Source organism: Halorientalis pallida (genome assembly GCF_049605515.1).
GTDB lineage: Archaea > Halobacteriota > Halobacteria > Halobacteriales > Haloarculaceae > Halorientalis > Halorientalis pallida_A.
Genome location: NZ_CP187158.1, coordinates 2,401,808 through 2,427,329, shown reverse-complemented (window position 1 = coordinate 2,427,329; position 25,522 = coordinate 2,401,808). Strand labels below are relative to the sequence as shown.

Sequence of the window (25,522 nt, the reverse complement as noted above, 5' to 3'; positions counted from 1 at the left end):
CTCGGCTTCGCCTCGCGCCGAGTGAACCGGCGCGCGGAGCGCGCCGGACGCTGGCAGTACCCGCACCGCAACAGCGCCGTACCGCGGCCCGCCGCTCTCCTCACGCCGCCCCGCGCCGCGACAGCACCACTAGACCGACCGCCCCGGCGAGGAACAACAGCACGTCCCCGGCGTCCGGGATCGGGACGAACGGGTCGCCGAACAACCCGACCGTCATCGCCGCCAGCGCGACCGTCCCCAGGATCGGACGCTCCCGGACCGTCCCCGCCAACACCCGCAGAGACCAGTAGAACCCTTCCAACTGCCCCGTGACCCACGCGCCAATCGACCGGTTCTCGTCCGGGTTCGCGGCCGGTTCGAGCCCGGACAGGTCGTCCCGACCCACGGTGACGACGGTGCCGGTGTGTCGCCGCGTTCCGTCGGCGTCGGCCACCTGCAGGAGCGTGACGCCGTCCCCTGTGGTCCCGACGACGCGATAGACGCCCGGTTCGATGGCGTCGTCGGTGGGTCGGACGTGGTCGTAGACATCGAGATCGGCGGTTCGGTCGGTCATCGCTCGCCGACCGCCGACTCGACGTGGTCCACTGCGGCGGCCGCCGAATCGACCGCCGCGACCCCCTCGATGTCGTGGGTGTCGAGGCCCGCAACTGGCCGGTCGAAGTCCAGCGCGTGGCCGATCTCCGAGAGCGTCCCCGTCGACCCGTCGATGGCGATGGCCGCGTCGCCGTTCAGGACGACGAGGACGTTCCGGGCGTTGCCCATGGCCGTCGCGACGGCGGTGTCGACGTACTCGTTGGCCGCCTCGCGGTCCGGGCCGGGGACGATGCCGATGGTGTCGCCACCCGCCTCGGCCGCCCCCTCGCAGACGGCCTCCATCACACCGCCGAGACCGCCACAGACGACGGTGTGGTCTCGGTCGGCGAGTTCGCGGCCGACCTCTCTGGCCGTGGCGGCCGTCTCGCGGTCGATCACGCCGCCGCCGATGACGCTGACGCGCACCTCACCACTCCATGCCGCCGTTGACGGCCAGCACCTGCCCGGTCATGTAACTGGACTCGGGGCTGGAGAGGAAGCGGACGATGCCCGCGATGTCCTCGACCTCGGCGAACCGGCTCAGGGGAATCCGGTCGATGATCTTCTGCTGGACGCGCTCCGGTACGTCTTCGAGCATGTCCGTCTTCACGAATCCGGGCGCGACGCAGTTGGCCGTCGAGCCGGTGGAGGCGAGTTCCAGCGCAAGCGTCCGGGTGAAGCCAAAGAGGCCGGACTTGGTGGTCGCGTAGTTGGCCTGCCCGTAGTTGCCCTGCTGGCCCACGACCGAGGAGATGTTGATCAGCCGGCCCTGATCGGAGGCCTTGATGTCGTCGAACAGGCAGTGCGTGCAGTTGAACACGCCGCCGAGGTTCACGTCCATCACCGTCTCCCAGTCCTCCTTGGTCATGTTCTCGAACTTCTTGTCGATGGTGATGCCCGCGTTGTTGACCAGTACGTCCACCTGTCCGAAGGCGTCGTGAATCCGGTCGCACATCGCTTCCACGTCGTCGTAGTCGGCCACGTCGCCCTGGACGGCGATGGCCGTCCCGCCCTCGCTCTCGATGGCGTCGACGGCTTCGCTGGCCGCCGCTTCCGAGGAGCGGTAGTTGACGACGACGTCGGCACCGTGACGACCCAGTTCCTCCGCGATACCGCGGCCGATGCCGCGTGAACTCCCAGTGACCAGGCAGGTCTGTCCGTCGAGCATACGCCACGTTCGGCCCCCGGGACCAAAAAGGATGTTCGCACGCAGCGCGTTGATTGCCGTCGTGGGAATCAGGCGACCTGGTCGATCCAGTCCTGTGCGCGGGACTCCGAGACCTCCGCGGCGTCGGCGACCGTGGCGGCGTCGGTCGCGGCCAGGTCGGCGGTCGTCTCGATGCCCGCGTCCTGGAGGCGTTCGGCGTAGGTCGGGCCGATGCCGTTGACCGTCTCCACGCCGTCGGCACCCTCCTCGTCGGTGAGGGTGGCCTGTTCGCCGTCCTCGCTCTCGGTCGCCTCGACCTCGATCTCGTCGTCGTCGGCCGGCGGTTCGTCGGCCTCGGGTTCCTCCTCGGCCTCGACGGCCGCGTCGGTACCGTCGCCGATCTCGATCTCGGTGGCCTCCTCCTCGAGTTCCACGTCGTCGGTCTGCTCGTGGAACCACTCGGCGGCGCGGGGCCAGACGTCCTCGTGGGACGAGCCCGAGACCGACAGGCCGATGTGGCCGGTCGGGTACTCGATGGTCTCGATGTCGTCGGAGCCGACCACGTCGTTGAACGGCTTGCTCGCCGCCGCCGGAATGAGGTGGTCGTACTCGCCCATGAGCTGGAGGATGGGCATGTCGATGTTCTCCACGTCGACGTGTTTCCCGTCCAGATACAGCTCGTTCTTGTAGAGCTTGTTGTCCTGGTAGATGTCGCCCAGGAACTGCTCGTATGCCGCGCCGGCGAGGTCGATGCCCTCACCGAGCCACCGCTCCATCCGGGCGAAGTTCTCGACGAAGTCCTCGTTCTCGAGGTTGTCGTAGAGCCGGACGTACTTGGAGACGTAGTTGTCGACGGGGTCCATCAGCGCGAAGCCGACGTCGAGCATGCCCGCGGGGACGTTGCCGAACACGTCGGTCACGTCCTCGGGGTCGTAGTACTCGTCGCTGCCCCATTCTTCGAGGACGCCGCCGGTCTCGTCGAAGTAGAGGCCGGCGGCCATCAGCGCCAGCGCGTTGACCTTCTCGGGGTGGAGCGCGGCGTACATGGCCGTCATGGTACCGCCCATGCAGTAGCCAAGGATGTTGATCTGCTCGTTGCCCGTGCGCTCGGCGACTTCCTCGACGCAGTTGTGGATGTACCGGTTGACGTAGTCGTCGAGCGTGAGGAACTGGTCCATCCGCGAGGGCTCGTTCCAGTCGATGAGGTACACGTCGTGACCGGCTTCGAGCAGGCGGCGCACGACCGACCGCTCGGGCTGGAGGTCGAGGATGTACGGCTTGTTGATCAGCGCGTACACGACGAGGATCGGCACGTCGCATTGCTCCTCCTCGGGGACCTCGATGCCGGCGTCCTCGGGCTTGTAGTGGAGCAGTTCCAGCTTGTTCTCGGTGTAGACGACCTCGCTGGGGGTCTCGCCGACCTCGATCTTCGCCAGCGGGCCGGCCCGTTCGGGGGCGACGCTGGCTTTCTCGACGGCATCGGACATCGCCTCGAACCCTTTGCGCTGGGCGTCCAGTGCGTTCGCGAACGGGTTGATCATAGTTCCTCGAGGATCTCGTCGAGCTTCTGCTCGACGGCGTGCTGGCGGCGTTCCAGTTCGACGAGGCGCTCGCCGACCTCCATCACGTCGTCACGGGTCGGGAGACCCAGCTGCTGGATCGTGTCCTGGGTGACCTCGTCGGCCTCCTCCTGCATGTCCATCATCGCCTCGACCAGCTGGCCGTTGGCGGCGGCGAAGGCGGAGGTGCCCATGACTTCCTTGAAGGCCTCGTTGGCCGACTGCAGCCAGATGTCACGGACTTCCGAGGGTTCGACGTCCTCGCCCTGTGCCGCGTCGGTCGTCCGCTCGAACATCTTCTCGGAGGCGTCCATCCAGACCTCGTAGGCCCGGTTGTACCCCTCGAAGCCTTCGGCGACTTCGTCTTCCTCGGGCATCGAGCCCTCGACGGCCTCGGCCCAGGACTCCATGAAGGCCGCCTGGGCCTTCATGTTCTGCTCGACGGAGTCGGCGACCGCGTCGTTCATCTCCTCTACCATCTCGTTCCAGTCTTCCATCGGGTCGTTGGTTGTATCGCTCATGGTGGTACCGTTTGTAGCCGACAACAAAAATCGGGTTGGTCGTTCGGGCCGGTCAGGCCTCGAGGGATTCCTGGGCCTGCTCCTGGACTTCCTGGACCTGGTCCTGCACCTGCTCGACCTGGTCCTGCATCTGTTCGAGCTGGTCCTCGACCTGCTCGGCGGCCTCGATGGACTGGCCTTCGAGGTCCTCGTGGGCCTCCAGGACCATCTCGATCTGCTCGTCCATCGCGTCGAGGTAGTCCGCGGTCAGCTCGTCGTAGGCGTCGAGCCCTTCACGGGTCTCCTCCTCGATGTTCTCGAACAGTTCGGCGTGGTTCTCGAGCAGGAACTCGAACTGCTCGTCGACGGCCTCGCGGACCTCCTCGACCGTGCCGGCCGCGCCGGGCACGGTGCTCTCGATCGCGTCGAGGTAGCTGTGGAAGGCGGTCTTCGAGAGCTCGACGGTGCGGCGCTGGGCCGACTCCTGGCTGCCCAGGCTGTCGACGAAGGCCTCGCTGACGGTCTGCTGGAACTCGACGCCCTGTTCGACCGCGTTCTGACCCTGCTTGATTGCCTGGCGCTGCATCTCGAATGTCGTGGTGATGGGGGTAGTGTATTCTGCCATAGTGGGTTCACTCCTGGGAACGCTTGCGCTTGACCGGAACGACGACAGTCTGGACGATGTCACCCTCCTCGATGTCGAGCGCCTCGCGCTCGGCGTCGGGAATGCTGATGCGTCCGCCGCTCTGGACGCGGGTCTTGAACGTCGCCATCTGACTCATCGCGCCCAACTGGGGGACGCCAACGCCCGACGTGCTGGCACCGAGCAGCTGCTGGATAAATTCCTGTTGCTGCTCCATCGCCTGCTCGCTGGCCTGCTGGAACCCCTTCATCATCGCGGGGGGCCACATTGACCCGTCCTGACTGTCGTGTTGCTCGGTCATCCCTTCACCCCTCTCTACTCCACTCGACACCATAAGGGTTATGGTTCTCACCACTCATTACCATCTATTGGTAGCAAATGGTAGCAACTGAGCCCGCGGGGGTCGACCGGCGGCCCTCACCGACCACGACGAGCGCGCGCGATTCGTACAGAACGGCCTCTAGAGGCCGTTCTGGAGCGAACGAATCATGTGAACCACCACGCTTTAATACAGCCACTTCCAACAACTGGTGCCAATGAGCTCCAACCCGCACCGGAGCGCGTTGCTGGATACGTGGACGGAGACCTCGTCGCACGTTTTCAACAGCGTTCTGGAGGCGAACAGAGCGGCGTTCGCGGCTTTCGGTGTCAACTCCGACGACGACACCGACGAGGACCCGACGCTGCCGCCGCGAGAGCGGATCGAACCCGACGAAGACCTCCCCGAGTGGACCATCGAACGGACCGAAGACGACCGAACCGAACTCGGCGTCGGGGACCGCATCGAGTTCACCAAGACCATCTCCGAGGACGACGTGACGAACTTCGCGGCCGCCAGCGGCGACACCAACCCGCTGCACCTGGACGACGAGTACGCCTCCGAGACCCGATTCCGGGGTCGGATCGCCCACGGAACGCTCGTCGGCGGCCTCATCAGCGCCGCCCTCGCCCGCGTGCCCGGACTGGTCGTCTACCTCTCGCAGGATCTGGAATTCCACAACCCGGTCCGCATCGGTGACCGGCTCACCGCCGAGATCGAGATCGTCGAGGACCTGGGCAACGACCAGTTCCGGCTGACCACGCAGGTCAAGCAGGGCGACGAAGTCGTCATCGACGGCGAAGCCGTCATCCTGGTCGACGAACAGCCCGAGTAATCTCCAGCACGCGCGCTCCGCTTTCTGCCTGCACCGCGGCAGGAACACATTCTCGCCATCGGTCCGGTTGGTTTAATGACATTTGGTCCTGACGGCCGAAAAACTTCCAGTCGCTGGCCGTTCGCCCGACTCGTTTACCAGTGTTCGCGAAACGGTCGACGAGCTAGCTCGCCAGGAACTCGGCCAGCACGCGGTTGAACGTGGCCGGGCGTTCCCGTGGCGGCCAGTGGCCACAGTCTTCGAGGACGTGCAGCCGGCTGTCCGGGAGCCGTTCGTGGGCGCGTTCGGACCACGTCGTCGGCAGGAGCGTGTCGTCGTCGCCGTGGACCAGTAGCGTCGGGATGCCCAGCTCGGAGAGATCGTCGACGTAGCAGGTCCGGAACCCGCAGGCGCGGAACTCGCTGCGCTGCCAGCTCCGGAGCGTGCGGCCGCAGTCGTCGTCCTGCAAGACCTCGTGGACCTCCGTGACGAACTCCTCGGAGGCCTGGGTCATGTACCCGCGGAGCGTGTCCCGGACGGTCCCCTCGTTGACACCCATCGTGTTCCAGACGAACTGATCGACGACGGGCATCCGGAGCGCCATCGACGCCATCGGTCGCCAGCCGGCGTCGGCGCCCAGTCCGTAGCTGTCGACCAGCGCCAGCCGCTCGACCGCCGCCTCCAGGGCGTAGCCCAGCGCGATGGCACCGCCCATCGAGATCCCGGCGACGCTTGGCCGGTCGAGATCGAGTTCCTCGACCAGCCCCGCGAGTACGTCGACGTAGTAGTCGGTCGTGTACCGGATGTTCGGCTTGTCGCTGGCCCCGTGGCCCGGCAGGTCCGGGGCGATCACGCGGTGGTCCTCGGCCAGGTGTGGGATCGCGTGTTTCCAGGAGATGTGTTTCGCGTCGAGACCGACGCCGTGTAACAACACCAGCGGTCGGCCGTCGCCCGTGTCCCTGTACCGGACGGTCGTCGTCGTTTCCCGGCCCGACCCGTCTTCGGCCGTCACCTCGACCGCGCGTTGCCCGCCGGCTCCGGCGTCACTGCTCGAACTCGCCATTCACCCGTACATCGGAACGAGAGACCTTGTGTCTTCGGAATCTCACGACGTGTCGATCCGCCGATTCCGCGGCGACGAGCCAGTGAGGTTCGTCTCCGCCAGGCCGACGACGAGCAGGCTCCCGCCGGCGAACGCGAGGGCCGCCACGCGCCCGGCCGGCGACAGCCCCAGCGTCCCGAGTCCGAGTGCGGTCACACCCAGGAACCCGGCCAGTATGGAGACCGTGACGGCGGTCGCCCGGAGCCAGCCGTCGCCGCGCCCGACTGCCGCTCTGACCGTGACGTGGCCGGCCAGGACCGCCGCGCCGAGCAGGCCGACCAGCGACCCGGCGGCGTACCCGGCCGCCAGCGTCGCGCCGCCGACGCTCCGACGGCCAAGCGCCGCCCGACCGCTCCGCCCCGCCGCGCCGACGAGGACCCACGCGAGAATCGTCCCGAACGACGCCATCACCCCCGCGACGCCCGGGTTCTCGCCGGCCGCCGTCAGCATCGCCACCGCCCCGAGACTCGACAGCAGGGGTCCGACCGCCACCGCCAGCCAGTCGGCCGCCAGCCCCTCGTGGTCGTCCAGCCGCTGGGTCACGGCGATCCACGCGACGAGCAACCCTGCGCTGACGGCCATGCCCGCGATGATCGCGACGCCCAGCACGCCGTCGTCGGTCCCCGGTGCGGCCGCCGCGGCCCGACCCACGGCCGCGTCGCTCCCGAGCGCGCCGACACCCGATCCGAGCGCCACGACCCGCCACGCCTCGCTCATGCGTGCGGTGTGTGTCCGGACGGCCCGCGTTCGCGTCCGATACCCCCCGTTCCAGCTCCGCCCAAACCCATGTTACAGTATAGCATACCAACAGGTAGTTACGCCGTGGTGCCGGCACTTGTTACCGGATCTTCGCGAACGGCCCGACTCGTCGTTCACTTCGCTCCCCCGGCGGACCGAACGAGTCCGGTCGTTTCAACCTTCCGGACAGACAGATCACTTCTCGACGGCCAGGAGGGCCACCCGCTCGCCGACCAGCGCCGACAGGCCGGCGTCGGTGGCCGCGAGTTCCCGGTCGGACACGTCGAAGAAGTCCCGAACGCGCTCCTCGTCGTACGCGCCGAGGGTCTCGGCGGGTTCCAGCAGGTCCGCCACCGCCGCGGTCGCCTCGGGTTCGGTGGCGCTCTCGGTCACGCCGTGGACGACGACCGCGACCGGGCACTCCCCCTCGGCGACCCCCATTTCGAGTGCCCGCGAGATCTGCCGCCGGCCCGCCGCGTACAGCAGGATCTCGACGGCGTGGTCGTCGGCGATGGCCTCCCCCTGTGCCCGGGCCCGGTCGGCGCACGCGACCGCGCGTTCGAGATGCTCGCGGTCGACGACGTACCGGGCGTCGAACGCCTGGACCGCACAGCCGTGTTCGTCGCCGATCTCGCCCAGTTCCGCGACGAACGCGTCGACATCCTCGACCGTCGCCGTGCCCTCGATCACCTCCATCAGAAATCACCCAGGCTGGACTGATCTTCGGGGTCGTCGGCCGTCCCACTCCCACCGTCGCCGCCGCCCGTGGTGGTCGTCTCGATGCCGTCGATGTCTGCCGGTTCGACCTCCGCCATCGATGGATCTTCGCGGCCGGCGTTCTCCAGGACGTTCTCGGCGGTCTTCTCCCGGCCCCGGAGCGCCCCGAGGACGACCGCCTTCTCGGCCTCCCGCAGGTCCGCCCGAGTCCGGATGCCGGCGTCGTAGAGCCGCCGGGCGCGTTTCCGCCCGACGCCGCGCACGCTCGCCAGATCGACGAGTTCGCTCTTGACGCCGTGTTCGACCCGGGTGCGGGCCTCCCTGATCGCGGGCACGCAGTCCATGCCGAGTTCGCCCGCCAGCGACTCCGCGGCCCCCAGCAACCACTGGGTGGTCTCGACCTTCCCGCGGATGTCCCCCGGGCCGACGCCGTAGCGGTCGGTGATCGCGTTCTCGTCGATCTCGCTGGCCCAGTCTTCGAGCAGGCGGGCGGTCTTCAGCGCCGACAGCCAGTCCTCGAAGCGGTCGTCCTCGTACTCGCTGGGCATCGGGCCCAGAAACTCCGTCTCGCGCTCGTAGGCCAGTTGCGTGTACTCGTCCTCGTCGCCGCTCCGGAGGTACAGTTCGTACATGTCCGGCGTGCGCGCGACGAGGTGATAGAGACCGAGCGCCGACGGCGGTTCCCGGGGGCCGTCGTCGTCGCCGTCGTCGGCCGCGAGTTCGCTCGCCCGGGTGAAGCCGGCGGGTTCCTCGGCGTCGGCCCCGTCGCCCGCCGCCTCGGCCCGCCCGCTCCCGGCGCTCGTCCCGCCCGACCGCTCCCAGTCGCGCAGGCCGTCGATGATCTCGGCGGCGCTCATCGGATCGAGGTAGAGCCGCGAGACCGTGTGCCCCAGGCCGGTAGCCTGCAACTGGTCGCCGTCTCTGGTAAGAAAGTCGTTCACCTCAAGATAGTCGAGCATCCGGTCGGTGACCCGCTCCAGTTCGTTCCGGTCGGCGTTCTGTGTGGCGTGGAGCGTCCGTTCGAGAAACTCCAGCAGTCCCTCGCGGGAACTGGCGAACCCGGAGGCCACAGTCGCGAGCAGGTGGGTCCGGAGCGCGGGTTCGGCGGCGAGTTTCGACCGCACCGGCTCGGGATCGGCCCAGACGTACCGCTCGAACAGTTCGTCGAGTTCGTCGTGGCTGTTGGCCAGCAGGACGGCCTCGCCGTAGGGGTCGAGCCCGGGTCGGCCGGCCCGCCCCATCATCTGGTGGACCTCCAGCACCGAGAGCGGGGCCATCCCGCCGGTCGAGCCGTCGTAGCGCCGCCAGTCCCGGACGACGACTCGCCGGGAGGGCGTGTTGACCCCCGCCGCCAGCGTCGGCGTCGCACAGACGACCTTCAGCAGGCGGTCGCGAAAGGCGTCCTCGATCAGCGAGCGGTGGTCGCTGGCGAGGCCGGCGTGGTGGAACGCCGCGCCGCCCTCGACGGCGTCGGCCAGGTCGTCGCTGGTCTCGGTGTCGCTCACGTCCCGGATTTCGGCGGCGATCTCGGCGAGTGCGTCGCGCTCGTCGGAATCGAGGAAGTCACGCGTCGTCGAGGACAGCCGCCGGGCCGCGGCCTCGGCGTTCCGACGGGAGTTGACGAACACCAGCGTCGACCCGTCGTCGGCCAGCGTGTCCCGGACGATGGCGGCCGTCTCGCTCTCGCCGTTGCGGACTTCCAGCCGCTGTTGACTGCCGTCTTCGAGGTGGAGCGCCTGCCCGTAGTGGACCCCCTTCTGGAGTTCGATGGGTCGCCAGTTCGAGTCGACCAGTTCGGCGTCGAGCCAGTCGGCCAGCTCGTCGGCGTTGCCGATGGTGGCCGACAGCGCGACGGTCTGGAGGCCGGCGTTCAACTGCCGGAGCTTGGCGAGCGTGACCTCCAGCGTGGGGCCGCGCTGGCCGTCGTCGACGAGGTGGACCTCGTCGGCGACGACGCAGGACAGGTCTTCGATCCAGTCGGCGTCGTTGCGCACCAGCGAGTCGACCTTCTCGCTGGTCGCCACGATGACGTCCTTGTCGGCGAGCCAGCCGCCGTCCGAATCGTAGTTGCCCGTCGAGACGCCCACCTCGACCCCGTACCGCTCGAACTGCTCGAACTCCTCGGCCTTCTCGCTGGCCAGCGCCCGGAGTGGCACGATGTAGAGAGCCTTGCCGCCGTCGGACCGTGGGCCCGACGAGGCCCCACTCGCGTCACTCGCGGGACCGCTCTCCTCGCCGGCCACCGCCGACAGCATCGCCAGCTCGGCGACCAGCGTCTTCCCGCTGGCGGTCGGCACGCTGGCGACGAGGTTCGCGCCCTCGGTGACGCCCGCCTCGACGGCCTCGGCCTGGGGCGGGTACAGCGCCTCGATGCCCTCGTCCTGCAGGTGTCCGGACAGCCAGTCGGGAACCCCCGGAATCGCCGAAACGTCCATTACCCGTCCGTTGCGCGTCACCGGGTTTAAATTGTCGTCCTCGGTCGACGGGAACTGGGCGTTCGCCCGTATCGAGCGCTTACCTGCCCCGTGGTTTCATGCCCGTGGACGCGTAGGTTTCCCTATGGATTCCCTGAAGGTCGACGTGCGGAAGCTCCACCTGTTCAACGGGCTGGCCAAAGAAGGGGCCGAAACCGTCGCCGACCACCTCCAGCAGATGAGCGGCCTCGAGACGACTGCCTCGGTCTCGAAGCTGAACTTCCTCGACTTCGGCGACGTGGGCACCCACCTGCGCACCGAGTCCGAGACCGATTCCCACGTCGGCATCTACACCGAACTCGAAGACGCGCCCTACGGCTACCTGCTCTTTCTGGTCTCCCGGGCCGAGTCGAAGCGGCTGGCAAACGCCATGCTCGGAGAGGGGGCCGAGGCCGAAGCTGACGGCAGCGGCTTCTCGGACATGCAGAAATCCGCCATTCAGGAGGTCGGCAACATCATGACCTCCGCGTTCATCGACGGCTGGGCGAACGTGCTGGGGACGACCATCGCCCACTCGCCGCCCCACTTCGCCTACGGCGACAGCGAGACCATGCTCGACGAGATCGCAGACTGGCCCGACACCGACATCGTGTTCGTCATCGACTCGGAGATCACCGCCGCCGACGTGGACTTCTCGCTGACCTGCTACACCTTCCCCGAACTGGAACCGCTCGTCGACCTGATCCACGACATCGACGTCGACTCCATCGCCGACGCCGAGACCGCGCCCTCCGACTTCTCCGAACTCGTCTAGGCTGTCGTCGCCGGCCGTTCTCGCGCCGTCTCGGCCTCCAGCCGCGCGACTCGCGCGTGGAGCGGCGGGTGCGCCGCGAAGGGACCGGCGTGGGGTCCGGGCGTCGTCAGCAGCACCCGCTGGACGGCCAGTTCCTCCAGTGCCGACGCCAGCGCCGGCCCCAGTCCCTGCCGAGCGGCGTAGGCGTCGGCCGCGTATTCGGTGCGCCGGACGACGGCGAACGCGCCGACCGCGCCCGCGGCGGCCAGTCCCACTCCGGCGAACAGCGCCGTCGTCCCGCCGAGTTCCAGCGCGACCAGCAGTGGGGCGACCGCCGCGAGGACGGCTCCGAACCGGCGCGGGACGTGCCCGCCCTCGTGGTGTCCGACCTCGTGGGCGACGACCGCCGCCAGTTCCCGCTCGTCGAGGCCCGAAAACAGCGACTCGGCGACGAAGACGTACCGCTGGCCCGGCAGGACGCCCGCCGCCAGGGCCACCCCGAACCGCGTCCGGTCGTCGACCACCCGGAGCCGACAGTCCGCGGGCACACCGGCGATCTCGCGCTCGCGCTCGGTCGCCGGCCGGTCCCGGACGGTGAAGCTGATCGCGTACGGTGCGAGGACGGTTCCGAGGCCACCGAGGACGACGGCCACGGCGAGCCGGCCGACCGTCGACTCGGCGGCCGTGACGACCGCCGTCGCCGCCGCCAGCGCCAGCACGGTCGCGGCGTATCGGCTGGTGAACCAGCCCGTCACGTCCCGATAGGTCAGGTCGAGCCGGCGGGACGCTCGGCGGTACCGGAGCGTACCCAACCGGACCGCCAGCACCCCTGCCAGCACCGGCCCGAGCAGGAGCGTGACGGCGGCGAGGACACCGACGAGTTCGGCGGGGAGCGCCGGCGCACCGCGACGGATCGCCGCGGCGGCCAGCGGCACGGTCTCGACTGTCACCGCGAGTGCCAGCGTCACGAGCGTGGCCGCGACGTAGCCGACTTCCCGGAGCGTGCGGAGGCGTTCGGCCGCGCGTGCGGGCCCGGCCGTGATCCGGTGAACGTAGCCGGCCGCGGTCCGCACGGTCAGGAAGACGACCGCCGCCAGCCAGCAGTGGGCGACGACCGTGATCGAAGGGGAGGGCATCGACGCGGACTGCGTTCCTGTCAGTGAAAAATGTTGGCTGCTGCGTCGCCACACTCAAGCCCGCGTCGGCCGAAGGCTCGGCCATGCGCGTCGAATTCGACCGCGACACCTGTATCGGGATGTTCCAGTGTACCGCCGAGTGGGACGGGTTCGAGGAGGACAACGACGCCGGCAAGGCCATCCTCGTCGACGGCGAGGAAGTCGACGCGGACCTGTTCGCCCGCGAGATCCCCGACGACGCCGAACTGGACGCGAAGTTCGCGGCGCGGTCCTGTCCCGTCGATGCCATCGCTATCTACGACGACGACGGCGAGCAGATCATCCCCTGACCGAAACGCCGCTTGTCCGAAACTTTTGTCCGACGGCCGCGAACCCGTAGCCGATGACGGATCTCACCGTCCGGGAGTACCAGCCGGAAGACCAGCGCGCCGTCCGCTCGCTCCACGAGCGGGCGATGATCGACGCCGGAACGTACGATCCGACGGTCGAGGACGCTGATCTGGACGACATCGAGGGGACGTATCTCGACGTGGACGGGACCTTTCTCGTCGGTGTCTGCGATGAGCAGGTGATCGCCATGGGTGCGCTCCGCCCGGTCGACGAATGGTACGCCGCCCAGTTCGAGTCGGTCCGCGACCCGGCCGGTGTCGTCACCCGGATGCGCGTCGACCCCCCGCACCAGCGTCAGGGATACGGCCAGCGACTGCTGGACGGGCTGATCCGTCGCGCACGGAACCTCGGGTATCGGGAACTCCTGCTCGACACCGACCCCGACCAGACGGCGGCACGGGCGTTCTACGAGGCCAACGGGTTCCAGCGCGAGGGGACCGTCGACGTGGAGGGGTTCGACGACCTGACGCTCGTCCTGTACCGGACGCGGTTGGACTAACTGGCGGCTCCGGCGCTGTTGTCCCGACTCCTGGGTCGAAAGCCACAGGGAACTCCGGCCCAAGATGGGTGTAGATGGGTATCCGAGACGCCGTGCGCGCCGCGTTGTTGCGGTTCCCCGCGCTCCTGGCTCGGCTCGGACTGGTCGACCGCGAGAAGGGGACCGAGGCGTTCGATCTGGCCGTCCCCGTCATGGTCACCGGCGGGCTCCGCATCCTCCTGCGGATCGCGGACTTCCTGATGGTCGGCATCGCCATCGGCGACACGGCCATCGCCGCGCTCGAACTGGGGTTTCAGTACTACTTCCTCGGCTTCGGCCTGTCGCTGGCGCTCTCCTCCGGGACGATCAGCGTCGTCTCCCGGCTACAGGGCAGCGGCGAGTCCGAACGCGCCGATCTGGCGGTCAAGCAGTCGCTGTGGCTCTCCCTCTCGATCTCGATCCCGCTCACGGTTCTCACGTGGGTCTACGCCGGGCCGATGCTGGACGTGCTGACCGACGACCCCCGGACCATCGAACTCGGGGCGGTCTACCTCCGGATCGTGATGCTCTCGCTGGCCTTCCGGTTCTGGAGCATGATCGCCGCGCGGGCGCTGGCGGGCAGTGCCGACACGCGAACGCCGATGTACGTCCGCCTGCTGACCCTGCCGACGAACGTCGTCCTCAACGCCGTCCTCATCTTCGGGTGGGGTCCGTTCCCCGAACTCGGGATCGCAGGGGCGGCCTGGGGGACGGCCGCCGCCAACACGCTCGCGGCGGTGGTCTTTCTCGGCCTGCTGGCCTCGGGCCGGTACGCCGTGCGACTCCCGCTCCGCGGTCGGCAACTTGACCTCTCGCTGTGTCGCGAGATCGTCCGCGTCGGCCTGCCGCTGGCCGGCATGCGCCTCCTCCAGACGTTCGGTCGGTTCCCCTTCCTGTTCGTGCTGGGCGTGCTGGGGACGCCCGTCGTCGCGGCCTACGCCATCGGCCGCCGGGTGATGTTGCTGGCGCTGATGCCCGCGTGGGGGTACGCGACGGCCGCCAGCACGCTCGTCGGGCAGTCCGTCGGCGCGGGCGAGGACGCCGACGCGACCGCCTACGGCTGGCAGACGATGCGCATCGCGCTGATCACGCAACTGCTGTTCGGCGCGGTGCTGGTGGCCTTCGCCCGCCCTATCGCGCTCGCGTTCGGGACCGCCTACCCCGACCTGGCGGTGCAGTTCATCCGCGTGTTCGGCGTGATCGTCGCCGGGTTCTCGATCTCGCGGACGATGCGGGGCAGTCTCCGGGGTGCGGGCGACACGCGCTGGCCGCTCTACGGTACCTTCGCGGGGTCGTACCTCGTCCGGTTGCCCATCGCGGCGCTGGCGTTGCCGGCGGGCTACGCGGTCTCGGTCGCCGGGTTCTCGGTCGCGCCGGGGCTGGGCTGGGGCCTGCCGGCCATCTTCGTCGCGCTGATCGCCGACTTCTACGTGAAGGCGGCGGTCAACACCGCGCGCTTCTGGACGGGGAAGTGGCAGGGGGTCGCCCGGAGCGCGGACGTGGGGGCGACCGGGGACGATTGACGGTCGCCCGACCGGAGGGAGGGCGACGAACGTACGAACGGCGACATCGGAGCCGTGAGTCCGCTCGTGCCCGGCCCGTCCGTGTCTTCGGGCCGGGCACGAACTGAAGGTTTTAAACCGTCGCTGGCAGTACTCGCGGGTATGAGCCAGGCAACCAAGATCGTCCTGTTGACACTGGGCCTCACGGCCGTGCTCGCCGTCGCACAGATTCTCGGCGCCGCGCTGGCGTAGATGTTCGAGACGCGTGCGCTCTCCGGGGCCCTCGCGGCCGTCCGCGAGGCTCACGCCCCGGACGCGCTCGTCCTGCAGACCGAACGGGACTTCGAGACGCTGGACCCGGCCGTCGCCGAGGAACTCGGCCTGCTGGTCGACGGCCTCGACCCCGTCTCTTTCCCCGACGAGTGGCTCCCGGCAGACGTACCCGACCCGCTCGCCCAGTACGCCGGCAGTGACTTCACCGTCGGCCTGCCCGGCGACGGCGGCGTCACCTGGACCCGCCAGACCGAGCCACCCGTGGTGTTCGTCAAGCCGCGCCTCCGCACCTCGCCCGACCCCTTCGTGGACTTCCTGCTCGCCGAGGCACTCGTCGAGGTCGGCCTCGACCTGCCCGAGTCCTTCCTCGCCTTCTTCGGGGAGCGCTACGGTGAACTCGCGGCGGCGACGCCGCTGGACCCCGCGGGGGTCTACCAGCTGGCCGCGGCGCTGTACGTCGCGTACTGCGGCCTGCACACCCGCGAAACCTTCGCCGACTGGGAGGACGACTTCCCGGACCTGTTCGACGCGTGGGTCGACGCCGGAGAGCGCCTCGAACCGCGACTCGGCGACCTCTCGACGGAGGTGGCCCGGGGCCAGACGGAGTTCCCGGCCGCGGCGGAACTGGCCTGTAGCGCGATCAAGCACGCCGAAGGCGGGCGGATCGAGATTCCGACGCCGTTCGCCGCGCTGGATTCGAGCGCCTACGCCCGGACGGGTCCCGAGTACGCCGTCGAGTGGGCGCGGAAAACGTTCGAGAAGTTGGACCGCTGACCTTTTTCCAGCTGGCGCGGCACGAGCCGGTATGGTCGCCGCTGTCCCTGCCCTCACGGGTCCGTTCGAGCCCACGTTGAGCCTGACGTTCACTCTCGGACTGGTGTTTCCGATCGCCCTCGCCATCGTGGTTGCGCTCCTCTACGACATCAGGAACGAGACGCGACGCACTGCCGAAGCGGTCGAACGGCTGGCCGAACAGCGCGAAACCGGCGAGTCCGATCCCTGACTCAGAACTCGCTGGTCACGGTGCCGTCCGCGGAGAGTTCGACGACGCCGTCGAACAGCTCGCGGTAGCCGTCGACGATGGCCTCGTCGTGGACCTCCGGCGAGAGGTGAAAGAGGCCGACGGCGTCGTGGTCGGCGAGCAGGGTGAGCAGGTCCTCGACGGCCTCGCGGGTGCGCTCGTCGTCGGCGTAGTAGGCCATCTCGGTGATGGAGTCGACGGTGATGCGGAGTTTCCCGTCGTGGGACTCGATCCACTCGCGGGCGTCCTCGACGATGCCGTCGAGGTCGTCGGGCGAGGAGACGTAGCGGACGTTGTCCGAACGGCGGCGGGTGTAGCCCCGTTCGATGGAGAGGGTGTCGAGGATGGTGGCGCGGGTCTCGTCGACCTCGTAGTACTCCAGTTTCTGCTCGACCTCGCGGGCGGTGGTGCGGGTCGAGATGATGAGCATGTGGTCGGTGTCGGTCGCGAGGAAGTCGGTGTCGATGCGGTCGGTTTCGCCGGTACTCGGGTGCAAGAGGAGTACGCCCGTCCCCCCGGGGATCGTGTCCGGCGTGTTCTCGATGGCGAGTTCGTAGTCCATGCGGGCAACACGGAGAGGGCCGGCGTTAAATTTGCGGGTCCGGGTCCGGGTCAGAACACGCTGTCGGCGGTGGCCGCGCCGACGACGCTGAAGATCGCGCCGACGGCGACGGCCTTGACGGTCGTCAGGGCGACCGCGGTTTCGGTCGGCGCGGACAGAATCCCGCCCTCGACGAGGAACGTGGTGGGTGCGGTCAGCGCGACGGCCAGCACCGCGACCGAGCCGTAGGCCACGCCCATCAGCGAGACGAACCGGACGGGAATCCCGGCGACTTCGGCCTCCTGGTCGGGGTCCCGGTCGTCGTCGGCCTTGTACAGTGCGCCGTACCCGATCCCGAAGACGATGGCCACGACGGCCAGCGTGTGGACCCACGACATCTGCGAGGCCAGCACCCACACCTCCTCGGTCACGACGAACGGACCGGCGAGCAGGAACCCGCCGACCAGCTGCTGGGCGGTGTCAGCGATCTGGTACCGGCGGCGTCGGCGTCCCATACTCCCGAGGGGACACCGAGCCCGAAAAGCCTCCCGGCTTCCACGGACCGAACCCGTTATGCCCGCGCCGCCGCTTCGCCCGGCAATGAGCGTCCGCGAGGAGTTCGACCGGTGGGCCAGCGAGGGCCGCGACAGGGGCATGGAGGAGCGCCACTGGCACACCGCGAAACACGCGCTGGCGCGGATGCCGGTCGAATCCGGGGAGACGGTCCTCGACCTGGGCTGTGGGAGCGGCTACGCCGGTCGCGCGCTCCGGGACACCGCCGACGCCGGCCGGGTCTACGGCCTCGACGCCTCGCCCGAGATGGCCGCCAACGCCCGCTCCTACACCGACGACCCCCGGGTCACGTACCTCGTCGGCGACTTCGAACACCTCCCCGTCGCCGACGGTTCCATCGACCACTGTTTCTCGATGGAAGCGTTCTACTACGCGAGCGACCCCCACGCCGTGCTCTCGGAACTCCGTCGGGTCCTCCGGTCCGGCGGCACGTTCTACTGCGCCGTGAACTTCTACGAGGAGAACGTCCACTCCCACCACTGGCCCGAGATGGTCGGCGTCGAGATGACCCGCTGGTCGGAACGCGAGTACCGGCAGGCGTTCCGCGACGCGGGCCTGCACGTCGCCGGTCAGGACCGCATTCCGGACCGGGAGATCACCATCCCGCCCGCAGACGAATTTCCAACCGAAGACTGGGAGTCACGCGATGCCATGGTCGAGCGCTACCGCACCTACGGCACGCTCCTGACGGTCGGAGTCGCTCCCTGACTCGCCAACCGAACCCCTCTGTTTCACCTGCAAGTACCGACTATTGCGGTGTGATACCGCCTGCCGTGACGTGGTTTTGGACAGTTGACGTGTTCGGTCACGAAAGGTTTAGTCGGGCCGGCCGGAAGTGGGTGCCATGGCGGTAGATCGGCGTCGGCGTCGCGTGTTGCTGGGGGCGTTCGTCGTGCTGGCGATCATGGCGACGCTGGTCCTGTCTCAGGTACTCGCGACGGTGTTTTTCGCGGTGACGGTGGCGTACGTCCTCTATCCGGTGCGGCAGATGGTCCGCCGTCGGGGTCGGGGGCGGCGGGTGTCGGCCGGTGTGGCGACGCTGGTGGGCTTTCTCGCGGCCGTGATCGCGGCGCTACCGATCATCGGCGCGCTGTACGCTCGTCGACTGGCGTTCATCTCGTTCGTCAGTGACCTCCCCGCGGAGATTCCCGTCTCGGCCTTCGGCTTCGAGTTCGCGGTCGACGTGAGCGTGGTGCGCACGCGGGTCCAGTCGGTGCTGACGGACGTGGCGGTCGATCTGGCCGCCGCCGCCCCCGTCATCGCCCTGAAGACGACGCTGTTCGTCCTCCTGGTCTACGCCCTGCTGTGGCGACCACACGAGATCCGGGCGACGACCTTCGAACTCGTCCCATCGGTCTACCACGACATCGTCGAGGGGTTCCACCGCCGGGTGCGGGACACGCTGTACGCGATCTACGTCCTGCAGGCGGCGACGGCCTTTGGCACCTTCTGCATCGCCTACGTCGTCTTCGCGGTGCTGGGCTACGAATCGACGCTCGTGCTGGCCGTCCTGGCCGGTATCCTCCAGTTCATCCCGATTATCGGCCCGAGCGTGCTGGTGGTCGTGCTGGGGGCGTACCAGGTGACGCTGGGCAACCCCGGCGGGGCGGTGCTGGTGGTCGCCTTCGGGCTGGTGCTGATCGGGTTCCTCCCCGACGCGCTGATCCGTCCGCAGCTGGCGTCGTACACCGCCGGGATGCCCGGGAGCCTCTACTTCGTCGGGTTCGTCGGCGGCGTCCTCACCATCGGGGTCGTCGGTTTCATCGCCGGCCCGTTGGCCGTCGCCGTCCTGCTGGAAGCCGGCCAGCAACTCTCGACGGAGATGGGCGTCGATCCCGCGCCGCCGGACGATTAGGCCCCGGTCTCCAGTGGCCGCCCCTCCCGTTCCCACTCGGTGAGGCTCCCCTCGTAGAACTGCAGGCTCGGGTACCCGAGGTGCCGGAGGACGGTGTAGGTGTGGCTGATCCGCCGGGCGGTGTTGCAGTAGAGGACGATCCGTTTCTCGGCCGTGACGCCGCGTGCGTCGAGGATTTCCTCCATCTCCTCGCGCGGTTTCAGCCCGCGGGTCTCGTCGTCGACGAGTTCCCGCCAGTCCAGTCGGACCGCACCGGGGATGTGACCCTCCTCGTACTCCCACTCCTCGCGCGTGTCGACGAGGACGGCCTCGGAGTCGTCGGCGGCCGCGGCCACCGCGTCGGCGTCGACCAGCGGCGTCTCGATCTCGGCCGGGTCGGCGACCTCGTAGGTCGTCGGTTCCACGTCGGCCGCCTCGCTCGTGGTCTCGCGCTCGCGCTGCCAGGCCGAGAAGTCCCCGTCCAGCAGGTGGAGCTTCGCGGGGTCGTGCCCGTACAGTTCGGCGGTCACGAGCAGGCGCGCGGCGAAGACGCCGTGGTGGTCGTCGTAGGCGACCACGTGGTCCTCGCGGGCGATGCCGGCCTCGCCCAGCAGGTCGGCGAAGACCTCGCCGCCGGGGAGCATCCCGGCCTCGCCGCCCTCGCCGTCCGCGGCGTGTTCGCCGGCCCGGAACGAGTCGAACGGGACGTTCACCGCGCCCGGGATGTGGCCGATGCCGTCGAACTCCCAGGCGTCTCGCACGTCGACGAGAGCGATCTCGTCGCGTCGGTCGGCCACCCACGCCGCTGGAACCACAGCCTCGCTCATATGCACAGATACGCGAGCGGCCGTTTCAAGCCTTCTCTCTCGCTCTCTCTCAGATAGGGGCAACACTGGCCGACACTCTCACGCACCGGTCAGCCGCCGACGTGGACGGTGGGCTGTTGACTCCGCTGCGCGTCTCGTGCTGTGTGACCACTAGTCACGGTCTGCAGGGGTCGAAGGGGTAAATACTGCCGGGAGGGGGGAGGAGGGGCCGAATGTGCCGTGAGGTGCAGTACTATATGAGTCGTGGGCGTACAGGGGGACGCATATGAGCGAATACGCCAAAGACGTTCTCGTCTCTGCGGACTGGGTCGAGGACCATCTCGAGGAGTTCCAGAGCGACGATCCCGAGTATCGACTCGCGGAGGTCGACGTGGACACGGAACTGTACGAGGAGGAGGGCCACGCGCCCGGTGCCATCGGCTTCAACTGGGAGACGGACCTGCAGGACCAGACCACCCGTGACATCCTCTCGAAGGAGGACTTCGAGGACCTGCTGGGCAGTCACGGCATCACCGAGGACTCGACGGTCGTCCTCTACGGTGACAACTCCAACTGGTTCGCCGCCTACACCTACTGGCAGTTCAAGTACTACGGCCACGACGACGTGCGCCTGATGGACGGCGGCCGTGACTACTGGGTCGAGAACGACTACCCGCTCACCGACGAGGAGCCGGACTTCTCCGCACAGGACTACGACGCCTCCGGCCCGCGCGAGTCCATCCGCGCCTACCGCGAGGACGTCGAGAACGCCATCGAACGCGGCGTGCCCCTCGTGGACGTTCGCTCGCCCGAGGAGTTCTCCGGCGAGATCCTCGCACCCCCGGGCCTGCAGGAGACCGCCCAGCGCGGCGGCCACATCCCCGGTGCCAGCAACATCTCCTGGGCCGCCGTCACGAACGACGACGGCACGTTCAAGGACGCAGACGAGATCGAGGAACTCTACGCCGAGGAAGGCATCGACGGCGACAGCACGACCGTCGCCTACTGCCGCATCGGCGAGCGTTCGTCCGTGGCGTGGTTCGCGCTTCACGAACTGCTCGGCTACGAGGACACCATCAACTACGACGGGTCCTGGACCGAGTGGGGCAACCTGGTCGGCGCGCCCATCGAGAAAGGCGACTGACGGGAGCGCCGCCGTCTCGTCCGACGGAATCTCCGATTTTTGCGATCACGTTCAGAGGACGACGGCGATGCCGAGACCGACCGCAGCGACGACGCCGAGGACGGCGGTGACGAGTTTTCCGAGTCGACGCGTCCCGATGATCCAGGCCAGCCCGGCCTTGACGAGCGTGTTCGCGGCCGCGGCGATGACGATGCCGGTCGTGGCGACCTCGGGTTCGACCGCCCCCTCGGCGGCGAGTTTGCTCAGCGTGAGCGTCATCGCGTCCACGTCGGCCAGTCCGGAGACGAAGGCGGTCGCGTAGACGCCGGACGTGCCCAGCCACGCGTTCGCGTAGTCAGAGAGGAGCAGGACGGCGGCGAACAGCGCGCCGAAAAACAGAGCGGTCCGCAACTGGAACGGGTTCTCGATGTCGGCATCGACGCTCGTCTCGACGGCGGACCGCCAGTAGACCACGACGGCGACGACGGCGCCGACGGCGGTCATCGCCCCGAGCGGGACGGCGACGAACGGCAGGAGTGCGGGGTTGACGACCGCCACCTCGACGAGCGCGCGCGGGAACATCACGACGGCCGCGACCACTGTCGAGAACGCACACAACTGGTAGAGGTCGGGGGCGTCCCGGGTCTGTTCGGCCATCGAGACCGTCGTCGCCGTCGAGGAGACGAACCCGCCGAGGATGCCGGTGAGCGCGATGCCGCGTTCGGTCCCGACGACGCGGCTCAGCACGTACGCGACGAAACTGAGGCCGGTGACGAACACGACCATCAGCCAGACGAAGCGGGGGTTGAGACCGTACAGGGCGTCCAACTCCCGGTCGGGCAGGACCGGCAGGACGACGAACACGACGAGGACGAACTTCACCGTCGCGCGCTGTTCGGCGTCGTCGATACGGTCCGCGAACCGATGGAGGTCCCCTTTCGCCGAGAGCAGGGCGGTGGCTGCCCCGCCGACGACGATGGTGACGACGGCACCACGGCCCGAGTGGGTGGCCAGCGCACCCAGCAGGACCGTCAGCAACGCCGCCGTCAGCGTGGTGAGACCAATGTCCCCTTCGATCCACACCTTGGCCCCGTACGCGACGGTCAGGGGCACGACGATGGCGGCGATAGCGACCGGGAGCGCATCCGGATAGAACGCGCCGACCAGCGCCCCGTACAGCGCGAACAGCGGGAAAGTGCGACTGCCGGCGAAAGTCCCGCCGGACTCGCTTTGCTCGCGCTCCAGCCCGATCAGGGCCCCCACACCGAAGGCGATTCCCAGCCGGAGGACGAGCGTCGGCAGCGATTCGACGGGTGGCAGGGCCATCTCTCGGACATCTACTCCCGACGCCGAAGTGAAACTTCTGGACGGGGCGTGACAGGGCGGTCGTCCCTGCCAGTGTCGATGCTTACAAGCGCCCGCCTGCCGAACCGCTGACCATGAACGCGGCAGACTTCCTCGACGGCGTCCGCCAGGCACAGCAGACCGAACTCTCCCGACTGGGCTCCTCGAAGTCGCTGTACGCCGACACGGAGGGCGAGATGGACGAAGACACCGTCCTCGCGGCCGTCGCCGACGTGTTCTATCACGCACACGCCACATTCGACATTTGGACCGACGCCGAAGTCGGCGGTCCCGCGGGTGACCTCTTTTACGAGACAGCAGGACTGATCGGCGAGCAGTACGGCACCGTCGCCAGTGAATTCGAAGATCACGATCCAGACGCTCCTTCACCGGTGATCGAGTACCTTCAGGGCCTCGACACCACGCCAGAGCGCGTCGCCGGCGTCATCGGCTGGGCGCTCGTCGTCGAGAACAAGATCTCTCAGGCCGTCGGTTTCTTCGTCGGGCAGGCCTCCCCGCAGACGGCCAGCACCTTCCGCGACGTGCGCGACGCCGTCGAATCGCTCGTCGACGACGCCGCCGACACCCTCGTCGACGTGTGTGACTCCGACGCCGACGAGGATCTGGCCCACGAGGCCGCCGTCGACACCATCCAGGCCGCCTACGACGACTACTTCGACACCCTCGAAGAACTCGGCGTGAACCCGAAACCCGTCTGCTAAACCACCTTTTTACTTCGACGGGTTCGCCGCCGGCGAACCCGTCTCGCAAAAAGCTGGACCAAAAACTCTCTGCTGGCTCCCGTCGGTCGCCAGCAGTGAACCGCGCGCCTGTGGCGCGCGGATGCTGGTGCCCTTCCGTCCCGCGACCGCACCGTTCGACCGCCCTCCCCTGCCAGAGACTACCAAACAATGTTTCGCAACCGCGCCGTAGACTGAACGCTGACTGTCGCTCGACTACGAATGCTTAACAATCAGCGGGGCGGACCGGGACGTGTGCGCATCTGGTCGGACCCGACGAAGCGGCGCTGGATCGCCTGGACAGCGCTCGCGGCGGCGTATGCCCTGGTTAGCGTCCACCGGCTCTCGACGGCCGTGCTGGCCGAGCAGTTGGCGACGGCCTTCGACACGACCGGGGCGGCGCTTGGCACCCTGCACGCCTCGTTTTTCTACATCTACGCGGCGATGCAACTCCCCGCGGGGTTCGTGGCGGATCGGGTGGGGAGTCGCCGCGCCGTCACCGCCGGCACCCTCGTGATGAGCGTCGGCGCGCTCGCCTTCTCGGCCGCGGACTCCTATCCGGTGGCCTTCCTCGCCCGGGCGCTGATCGGCCTCGGCGGGAGCCTGCTCTTTATCGCCATCCTGCGCTTCTGTGCGAACTGGTACCGACCGACCGAATTCGCCCGCATGAGCGGGCTGACCATCGCCGCCGCGGGCTTTGGCGGCGTCCTCGCGACCACACCGCTCGCCGTGGTCGTCGCGGCGACCGACTGGCGGACGACACTGTTCGGGCTCGGCCTCGCCGGGTTCGCACTCGCGACGGTCGCGTACCTGCTCGCCCGCGACTCGCCGGCCGCCGCCGGCCTCGCCGAGATCGAGGGCGTCCCGCTGGCGAAGACGCCATCCCTGTCGGCGGTGGCCGCCAACGCCGCGGACGTCCTCCGCGAACGGGAGACCTGGCTCGTCGGCACCGTCCTGTTCTGTGGCACCGGCGTCAACATCACCGTCTTCGGGCTCTGGGGCGTCCCCTACGTCGTCCAGACCTACGATGGCGTCTCCGTCACCGGCGCGTCGGTGTACACGCTGGCCGGGAGCGCCGGCCTCCTGCTCGGCCCGCCGCTGGTCGGCTGGCTCTCGGATCGGCTGGGCCGCCGGCTGGGTCTGATGATCACCGCCCAGGCCGCCTTCGCCGGGTCGTTCGCCCTGCTCGCGATCACGGGCAAACCGCCCCTCCCCGTCGTCGCCGTCGCCTTCTTCGCCGCGGGCTTTCTCGCCGGCGGGTACGCGCTGGGCTATACGGTCATCAAGGAGCGCCACGAGAGCGGGGCCAGCGGCGTCGCCACCGGGACGGTCAACACGCTGGGTTTCACCGGCGCGGCGCTGTTCCCGACGCTGATGGGCCTCATTCTCGACGCCTACAAAACCGGTGAGACGATCAACGGCGCGCAGGTCTACTCGACGCTTGGCTACCGGATCGCCTTCGGGCTGGCGGCCGCCGCCGGTGTCGTCGCCCTGCTGGCGTCGGTCGCGCTCTACCGGTCTCAGGAGAACCAGTAGTCGGCCACGCGGTCGAGCCAGTCGTCGGCGGCGTCCCTGACCTCGCGAGCCTCGTCACCCGCCGCCGCCTCCAGGGTCGAACGAATCCGCGGGTCCGGCCGTTCGTCGGGTCGTCGGGCTGTCACCGCTAGCCGCCCGAGTGCCGTCACGACCGCCCGGCGGACGCCGGGGTCACCCTCCGCGCGGAACTGGGCCACCAGCCGGTCGACTGCACACTCCCGCCCGCGGTGGCCGAGGTGTGTCGCCGCCTCTCGACGCGCGGCCGGGTCGTCGCTGTCGAGCTGGGACAGGTACGCCTCGTAGGACTTGCCCGTCGGTGACATCCCGGTGACGTGGACGACCGGGTCGGCGAGTTCGAGGAAATCGCCGACGTAGAGCCGCCGGTCGACCGAACTCGTGTCGAACCGGACCGTCCCCGAACCCACGTCGAGTAGCGCCTCCGTCCCCGCCTCGTCGAAAGTGACGACGATGCCGTAGAACGTCACGGCGTCGCCGCCCGCCCGGGAGACGATGCCGACCTCACCCGTGGGACAGGGTTCGACCGAGGGGACCTCCGCCGAGAGTACCACCTCCCGCTCGGTCCCCACCGCGTCGGGTGTGACCACTGTCTGGGGATCGTAGACGGCGATGGTCGCGTCGTCGACCCGTAGACGGACGTGGCGACTGCGTCGCGGCCGACGACGAACCGTTCCCGGTTCGATGGCCTCGATCTGGACGGGGAGGGCGGCGTCCATGTCACCCAGCATGGAACCCACTCAAAAAACTACTGGCCCCGTTTCCGGCGATGACCTCCGCCGAATCCCCCGCTGCGGGACGCCTCGGGCCGCAGTACAGTTTCCCGAATCGACACAACGTTTTTTGAACTGG

The 25,522-nt window shown here is 68.6% G+C and carries 29 protein-coding genes; 12 read left to right on the top strand and 17 right to left on the bottom strand.

Annotated features, from left to right (window positions below):
• Window positions 1-100: 100 nt before the first annotated feature.
• The 7 genes from ACOZ4N_RS14060 to ACOZ4N_RS14030 all read right to left on the bottom strand — a co-directional run bounded on the left by ACOZ4N_RS14060 (window position 101) and on the right by ACOZ4N_RS14030 (window position 4,723).
• Window positions 101-553 (bottom strand): hypothetical protein, encoded by a 453-nt coding sequence (locus tag ACOZ4N_RS14060; protein ID WP_424016995.1) that lies wholly within the window; start codon window positions 551-553, stop codon window positions 101-103.
• A complete protein-coding gene (locus ACOZ4N_RS14055) occupies window positions 550-999 on the bottom strand; it encodes a TIGR00725 family protein (RefSeq protein ID WP_424016994.1) in 450 nt (149 codons plus the stop codon). Before ACOZ4N_RS14055 ends, ACOZ4N_RS14060 begins: the two co-directional genes overlap by 4 nt.
• A 1-nt stretch (window position 1,000) precedes the next feature.
• Window positions 1,001-1,741 carry a beta-ketoacyl-ACP reductase gene (locus tag ACOZ4N_RS14050; RefSeq protein ID WP_424016993.1) on the bottom strand — a complete coding sequence of 247 codons (741 nt, stop codon included), beginning with the start codon at window positions 1,739-1,741 and terminating at the stop codon, window positions 1,001-1,003.
• Between the two features lie 68 nt (window positions 1,742-1,809).
• Window positions 1,810-3,261 carry a PHA/PHB synthase family protein gene (locus ACOZ4N_RS14045; RefSeq protein WP_424016992.1) on the bottom strand — a complete coding sequence of 484 codons (1,452 nt, stop codon included), beginning with the start codon at window positions 3,259-3,261 and terminating at the stop codon, window positions 1,810-1,812.
• Complete coding sequence (locus ACOZ4N_RS14040; RefSeq protein WP_424016991.1) at window positions 3,258-3,800, bottom strand: poly(R)-hydroxyalkanoic acid synthase subunit PhaE; 543 nt, start codon at window positions 3,798-3,800, stop codon at window positions 3,258-3,260. Before ACOZ4N_RS14040 ends, ACOZ4N_RS14045 begins: the two co-directional genes overlap by 4 nt.
• Window positions 3,801-3,852: 52 nt before the next feature.
• Window positions 3,853-4,404 carry a hypothetical protein gene (locus ACOZ4N_RS14035; RefSeq protein WP_424016990.1) on the bottom strand — a complete coding sequence of 184 codons (552 nt, stop codon included), beginning with the start codon at window positions 4,402-4,404 and terminating at the stop codon, window positions 3,853-3,855.
• A 7-nt stretch (window positions 4,405-4,411) separates the two neighbouring features.
• Window positions 4,412-4,723: an AbrB/MazE/SpoVT family DNA-binding domain-containing protein gene (locus ACOZ4N_RS14030; RefSeq protein ID WP_092690408.1), complete on the bottom strand. Its 312-nt coding sequence runs from the start codon at window positions 4,721-4,723 to the stop codon at window positions 4,412-4,414.
• A 235-nt stretch (window positions 4,724-4,958) separates the two neighbouring features.
• Between ACOZ4N_RS14030 and ACOZ4N_RS14025 the strand changes: the two genes are divergently transcribed.
• A complete protein-coding gene (locus tag ACOZ4N_RS14025; protein ID WP_424016989.1) occupies window positions 4,959-5,576 on the top strand; it encodes a MaoC family dehydratase in 618 nt (205 codons plus the stop codon).
• Between the two features lie 163 nt (window positions 5,577-5,739).
• On the opposite strand, the gene ACOZ4N_RS14020 is transcribed toward ACOZ4N_RS14025, so the two are convergent.
• From ACOZ4N_RS14020 to ACOZ4N_RS14005, 4 genes are all read right to left on the bottom strand, one after another.
• Window positions 5,740-6,618 carry an alpha/beta fold hydrolase gene (locus ACOZ4N_RS14020; protein WP_424016988.1) on the bottom strand — a complete coding sequence of 293 codons (879 nt, stop codon included), beginning with the start codon at window positions 6,616-6,618 and terminating at the stop codon, window positions 5,740-5,742.
• Between the two features lie 42 nt (window positions 6,619-6,660).
• The gene (locus ACOZ4N_RS14015; RefSeq protein ID WP_424016987.1) at window positions 6,661-7,374 is read right to left on the bottom strand and encodes a hypothetical protein; all 714 of its coding nucleotides are present in this window, start codon (window positions 7,372-7,374) and stop codon (window positions 6,661-6,663) included.
• A 216-nt stretch (window positions 7,375-7,590) separates the two neighbouring features.
• Window positions 7,591-8,091, bottom strand: a complete 501-nt coding sequence (gene cgi121 / locus ACOZ4N_RS14010; protein WP_424016986.1) for a KEOPS complex subunit Cgi121 — start codon at window positions 8,089-8,091, stop codon at window positions 7,591-7,593.
• Entirely contained in the window at window positions 8,091-10,547 is a 2,457-nt protein-coding gene (locus tag ACOZ4N_RS14005) for an ATP-dependent DNA helicase (protein ID WP_424016985.1), read from the bottom strand. Before ACOZ4N_RS14005 ends, cgi121 begins: the two co-directional genes overlap by 1 nt.
• Window positions 10,548-10,671: 124 nt before the next feature.
• Here ACOZ4N_RS14005 and ACOZ4N_RS14000 point away from each other — a divergent pair, with 124 nt between their 5' ends.
• A complete protein-coding gene (locus ACOZ4N_RS14000) occupies window positions 10,672-11,340 on the top strand; it encodes a chemotaxis protein CheC (RefSeq protein WP_424016984.1) in 669 nt (222 codons plus the stop codon).
• On the opposite strand, the gene ACOZ4N_RS13995 is transcribed toward ACOZ4N_RS14000, so the two are convergent.
• Entirely contained in the window at window positions 11,337-12,455 is a 1,119-nt protein-coding gene (locus ACOZ4N_RS13995) for a M48 family metallopeptidase (protein ID WP_424016983.1), read from the bottom strand. The two genes, ACOZ4N_RS14000 and ACOZ4N_RS13995, sit on opposite strands and share 4 nt — an antisense overlap.
• An 83-nt stretch (window positions 12,456-12,538) precedes the next feature.
• Here ACOZ4N_RS13995 and ACOZ4N_RS13990 point away from each other — a divergent pair, with 83 nt between their 5' ends.
• From ACOZ4N_RS13990 to ACOZ4N_RS13970, 5 genes are all read left to right on the top strand, one after another.
• Window positions 12,539-12,784: a ferredoxin gene (locus tag ACOZ4N_RS13990; protein ID WP_424016982.1), complete on the top strand. Its 246-nt coding sequence runs from the start codon at window positions 12,539-12,541 to the stop codon at window positions 12,782-12,784.
• A 53-nt stretch (window positions 12,785-12,837) separates the two neighbouring features.
• Window positions 12,838-13,344 carry an N-acetyltransferase family protein gene (locus ACOZ4N_RS13985; protein ID WP_424016981.1) on the top strand — a complete coding sequence of 169 codons (507 nt, stop codon included), beginning with the start codon at window positions 12,838-12,840 and terminating at the stop codon, window positions 13,342-13,344.
• 74 nt (window positions 13,345-13,418) lie between these two features.
• On the top strand, window positions 13,419-14,885 hold the full coding sequence (locus ACOZ4N_RS13980; RefSeq protein ID WP_424016980.1) for an MATE family efflux transporter: 1,467 nt from the start codon (window positions 13,419-13,421) through the stop codon (window positions 14,883-14,885).
• Between the two features lie 231 nt (window positions 14,886-15,116).
• Window positions 15,117-15,911, top strand: a complete 795-nt coding sequence (locus ACOZ4N_RS13975) for a DUF7089 family protein (RefSeq protein ID WP_424016979.1) — start codon at window positions 15,117-15,119, stop codon at window positions 15,909-15,911.
• 31 nt (window positions 15,912-15,942) lie between these two features.
• The gene (locus ACOZ4N_RS13970) at window positions 15,943-16,140 is read left to right on the top strand and encodes a hypothetical protein (protein ID WP_424016978.1); all 198 of its coding nucleotides are present in this window, start codon (window positions 15,943-15,945) and stop codon (window positions 16,138-16,140) included.
• Window position 16,141: 1 nt separating this feature from the next.
• Here ACOZ4N_RS13970 and ACOZ4N_RS13965 read toward each other — a convergent pair whose 3' ends face one another.
• On the bottom strand, window positions 16,142-16,720 hold the full coding sequence (locus tag ACOZ4N_RS13965) for a DUF7090 family protein (RefSeq protein ID WP_424016977.1): 579 nt from the start codon (window positions 16,718-16,720) through the stop codon (window positions 16,142-16,144).
• A gap of 50 nt (window positions 16,721-16,770) precedes the next feature.
• Window positions 16,771-17,214, bottom strand: coding sequence for a DUF2391 family protein (locus tag ACOZ4N_RS13960; RefSeq protein WP_424016976.1), 444 nt, complete (start codon window positions 17,212-17,214; stop codon window positions 16,771-16,773).
• An 85-nt stretch (window positions 17,215-17,299) separates the two neighbouring features.
• Between ACOZ4N_RS13960 and ACOZ4N_RS13955 the strand changes: the two genes are divergently transcribed.
• Together ACOZ4N_RS13955 and ACOZ4N_RS13950 are read left to right on the top strand one after the other, a co-directional pair.
• Window positions 17,300-17,980 carry a class I SAM-dependent methyltransferase gene (locus ACOZ4N_RS13955; RefSeq protein ID WP_424016975.1) on the top strand — a complete coding sequence of 227 codons (681 nt, stop codon included), beginning with the start codon at window positions 17,300-17,302 and terminating at the stop codon, window positions 17,978-17,980.
• 136 nt (window positions 17,981-18,116) lie between these two features.
• Complete coding sequence (locus tag ACOZ4N_RS13950) at window positions 18,117-19,127, top strand: AI-2E family transporter (protein ID WP_424016974.1); 1,011 nt, start codon at window positions 18,117-18,119, stop codon at window positions 19,125-19,127.
• On the opposite strand, the gene ACOZ4N_RS13945 is transcribed toward ACOZ4N_RS13950, so the two are convergent.
• Window positions 19,124-19,933 (bottom strand): sulfurtransferase, encoded by an 810-nt coding sequence (locus ACOZ4N_RS13945; RefSeq protein ID WP_424016973.1) that lies wholly within the window; start codon window positions 19,931-19,933, stop codon window positions 19,124-19,126. The two genes, ACOZ4N_RS13950 and ACOZ4N_RS13945, sit on opposite strands and share 4 nt — an antisense overlap.
• 265 nt (window positions 19,934-20,198) lie before the next feature.
• On the opposite strand from ACOZ4N_RS13945, the gene ACOZ4N_RS13940 reads away from it, so the two are divergent.
• Window positions 20,199-21,056, top strand: a complete 858-nt coding sequence (locus ACOZ4N_RS13940; protein ID WP_424016972.1) for a sulfurtransferase — start codon at window positions 20,199-20,201, stop codon at window positions 21,054-21,056.
• 51 nt (window positions 21,057-21,107) lie between these two features.
• Here the strand turns inward: ACOZ4N_RS13940 and ACOZ4N_RS13935 are convergent, their stop codons facing one another.
• Window positions 21,108-22,361: an MgtC/SapB family protein gene (locus ACOZ4N_RS13935; protein WP_424016971.1), complete on the bottom strand. Its 1,254-nt coding sequence runs from the start codon at window positions 22,359-22,361 to the stop codon at window positions 21,108-21,110.
• A 113-nt stretch (window positions 22,362-22,474) separates the two neighbouring features.
• Here ACOZ4N_RS13935 and ACOZ4N_RS13930 point away from each other — a divergent pair, with 113 nt between their 5' ends.
• Both ACOZ4N_RS13930 and ACOZ4N_RS13925 read left to right on the top strand, forming a co-directional pair.
• Window positions 22,475-23,101: a rubrerythrin family protein gene (locus ACOZ4N_RS13930; RefSeq protein WP_424016970.1), complete on the top strand. Its 627-nt coding sequence runs from the start codon at window positions 22,475-22,477 to the stop codon at window positions 23,099-23,101.
• 273 nt (window positions 23,102-23,374) lie between these two features.
• Window positions 23,375-24,655: an MFS transporter gene (locus ACOZ4N_RS13925; RefSeq protein WP_424016969.1), complete on the top strand. Its 1,281-nt coding sequence runs from the start codon at window positions 23,375-23,377 to the stop codon at window positions 24,653-24,655.
• On the opposite strand, the gene ACOZ4N_RS13920 is transcribed toward ACOZ4N_RS13925, so the two are convergent.
• Window positions 24,640-25,389 carry a HEAT repeat domain-containing protein gene (locus tag ACOZ4N_RS13920; RefSeq protein ID WP_424016968.1) on the bottom strand — a complete coding sequence of 250 codons (750 nt, stop codon included), beginning with the start codon at window positions 25,387-25,389 and terminating at the stop codon, window positions 24,640-24,642. The two genes, ACOZ4N_RS13925 and ACOZ4N_RS13920, sit on opposite strands and share 16 nt — an antisense overlap.
• Window positions 25,390-25,522 lie beyond the last annotated feature (133 nt).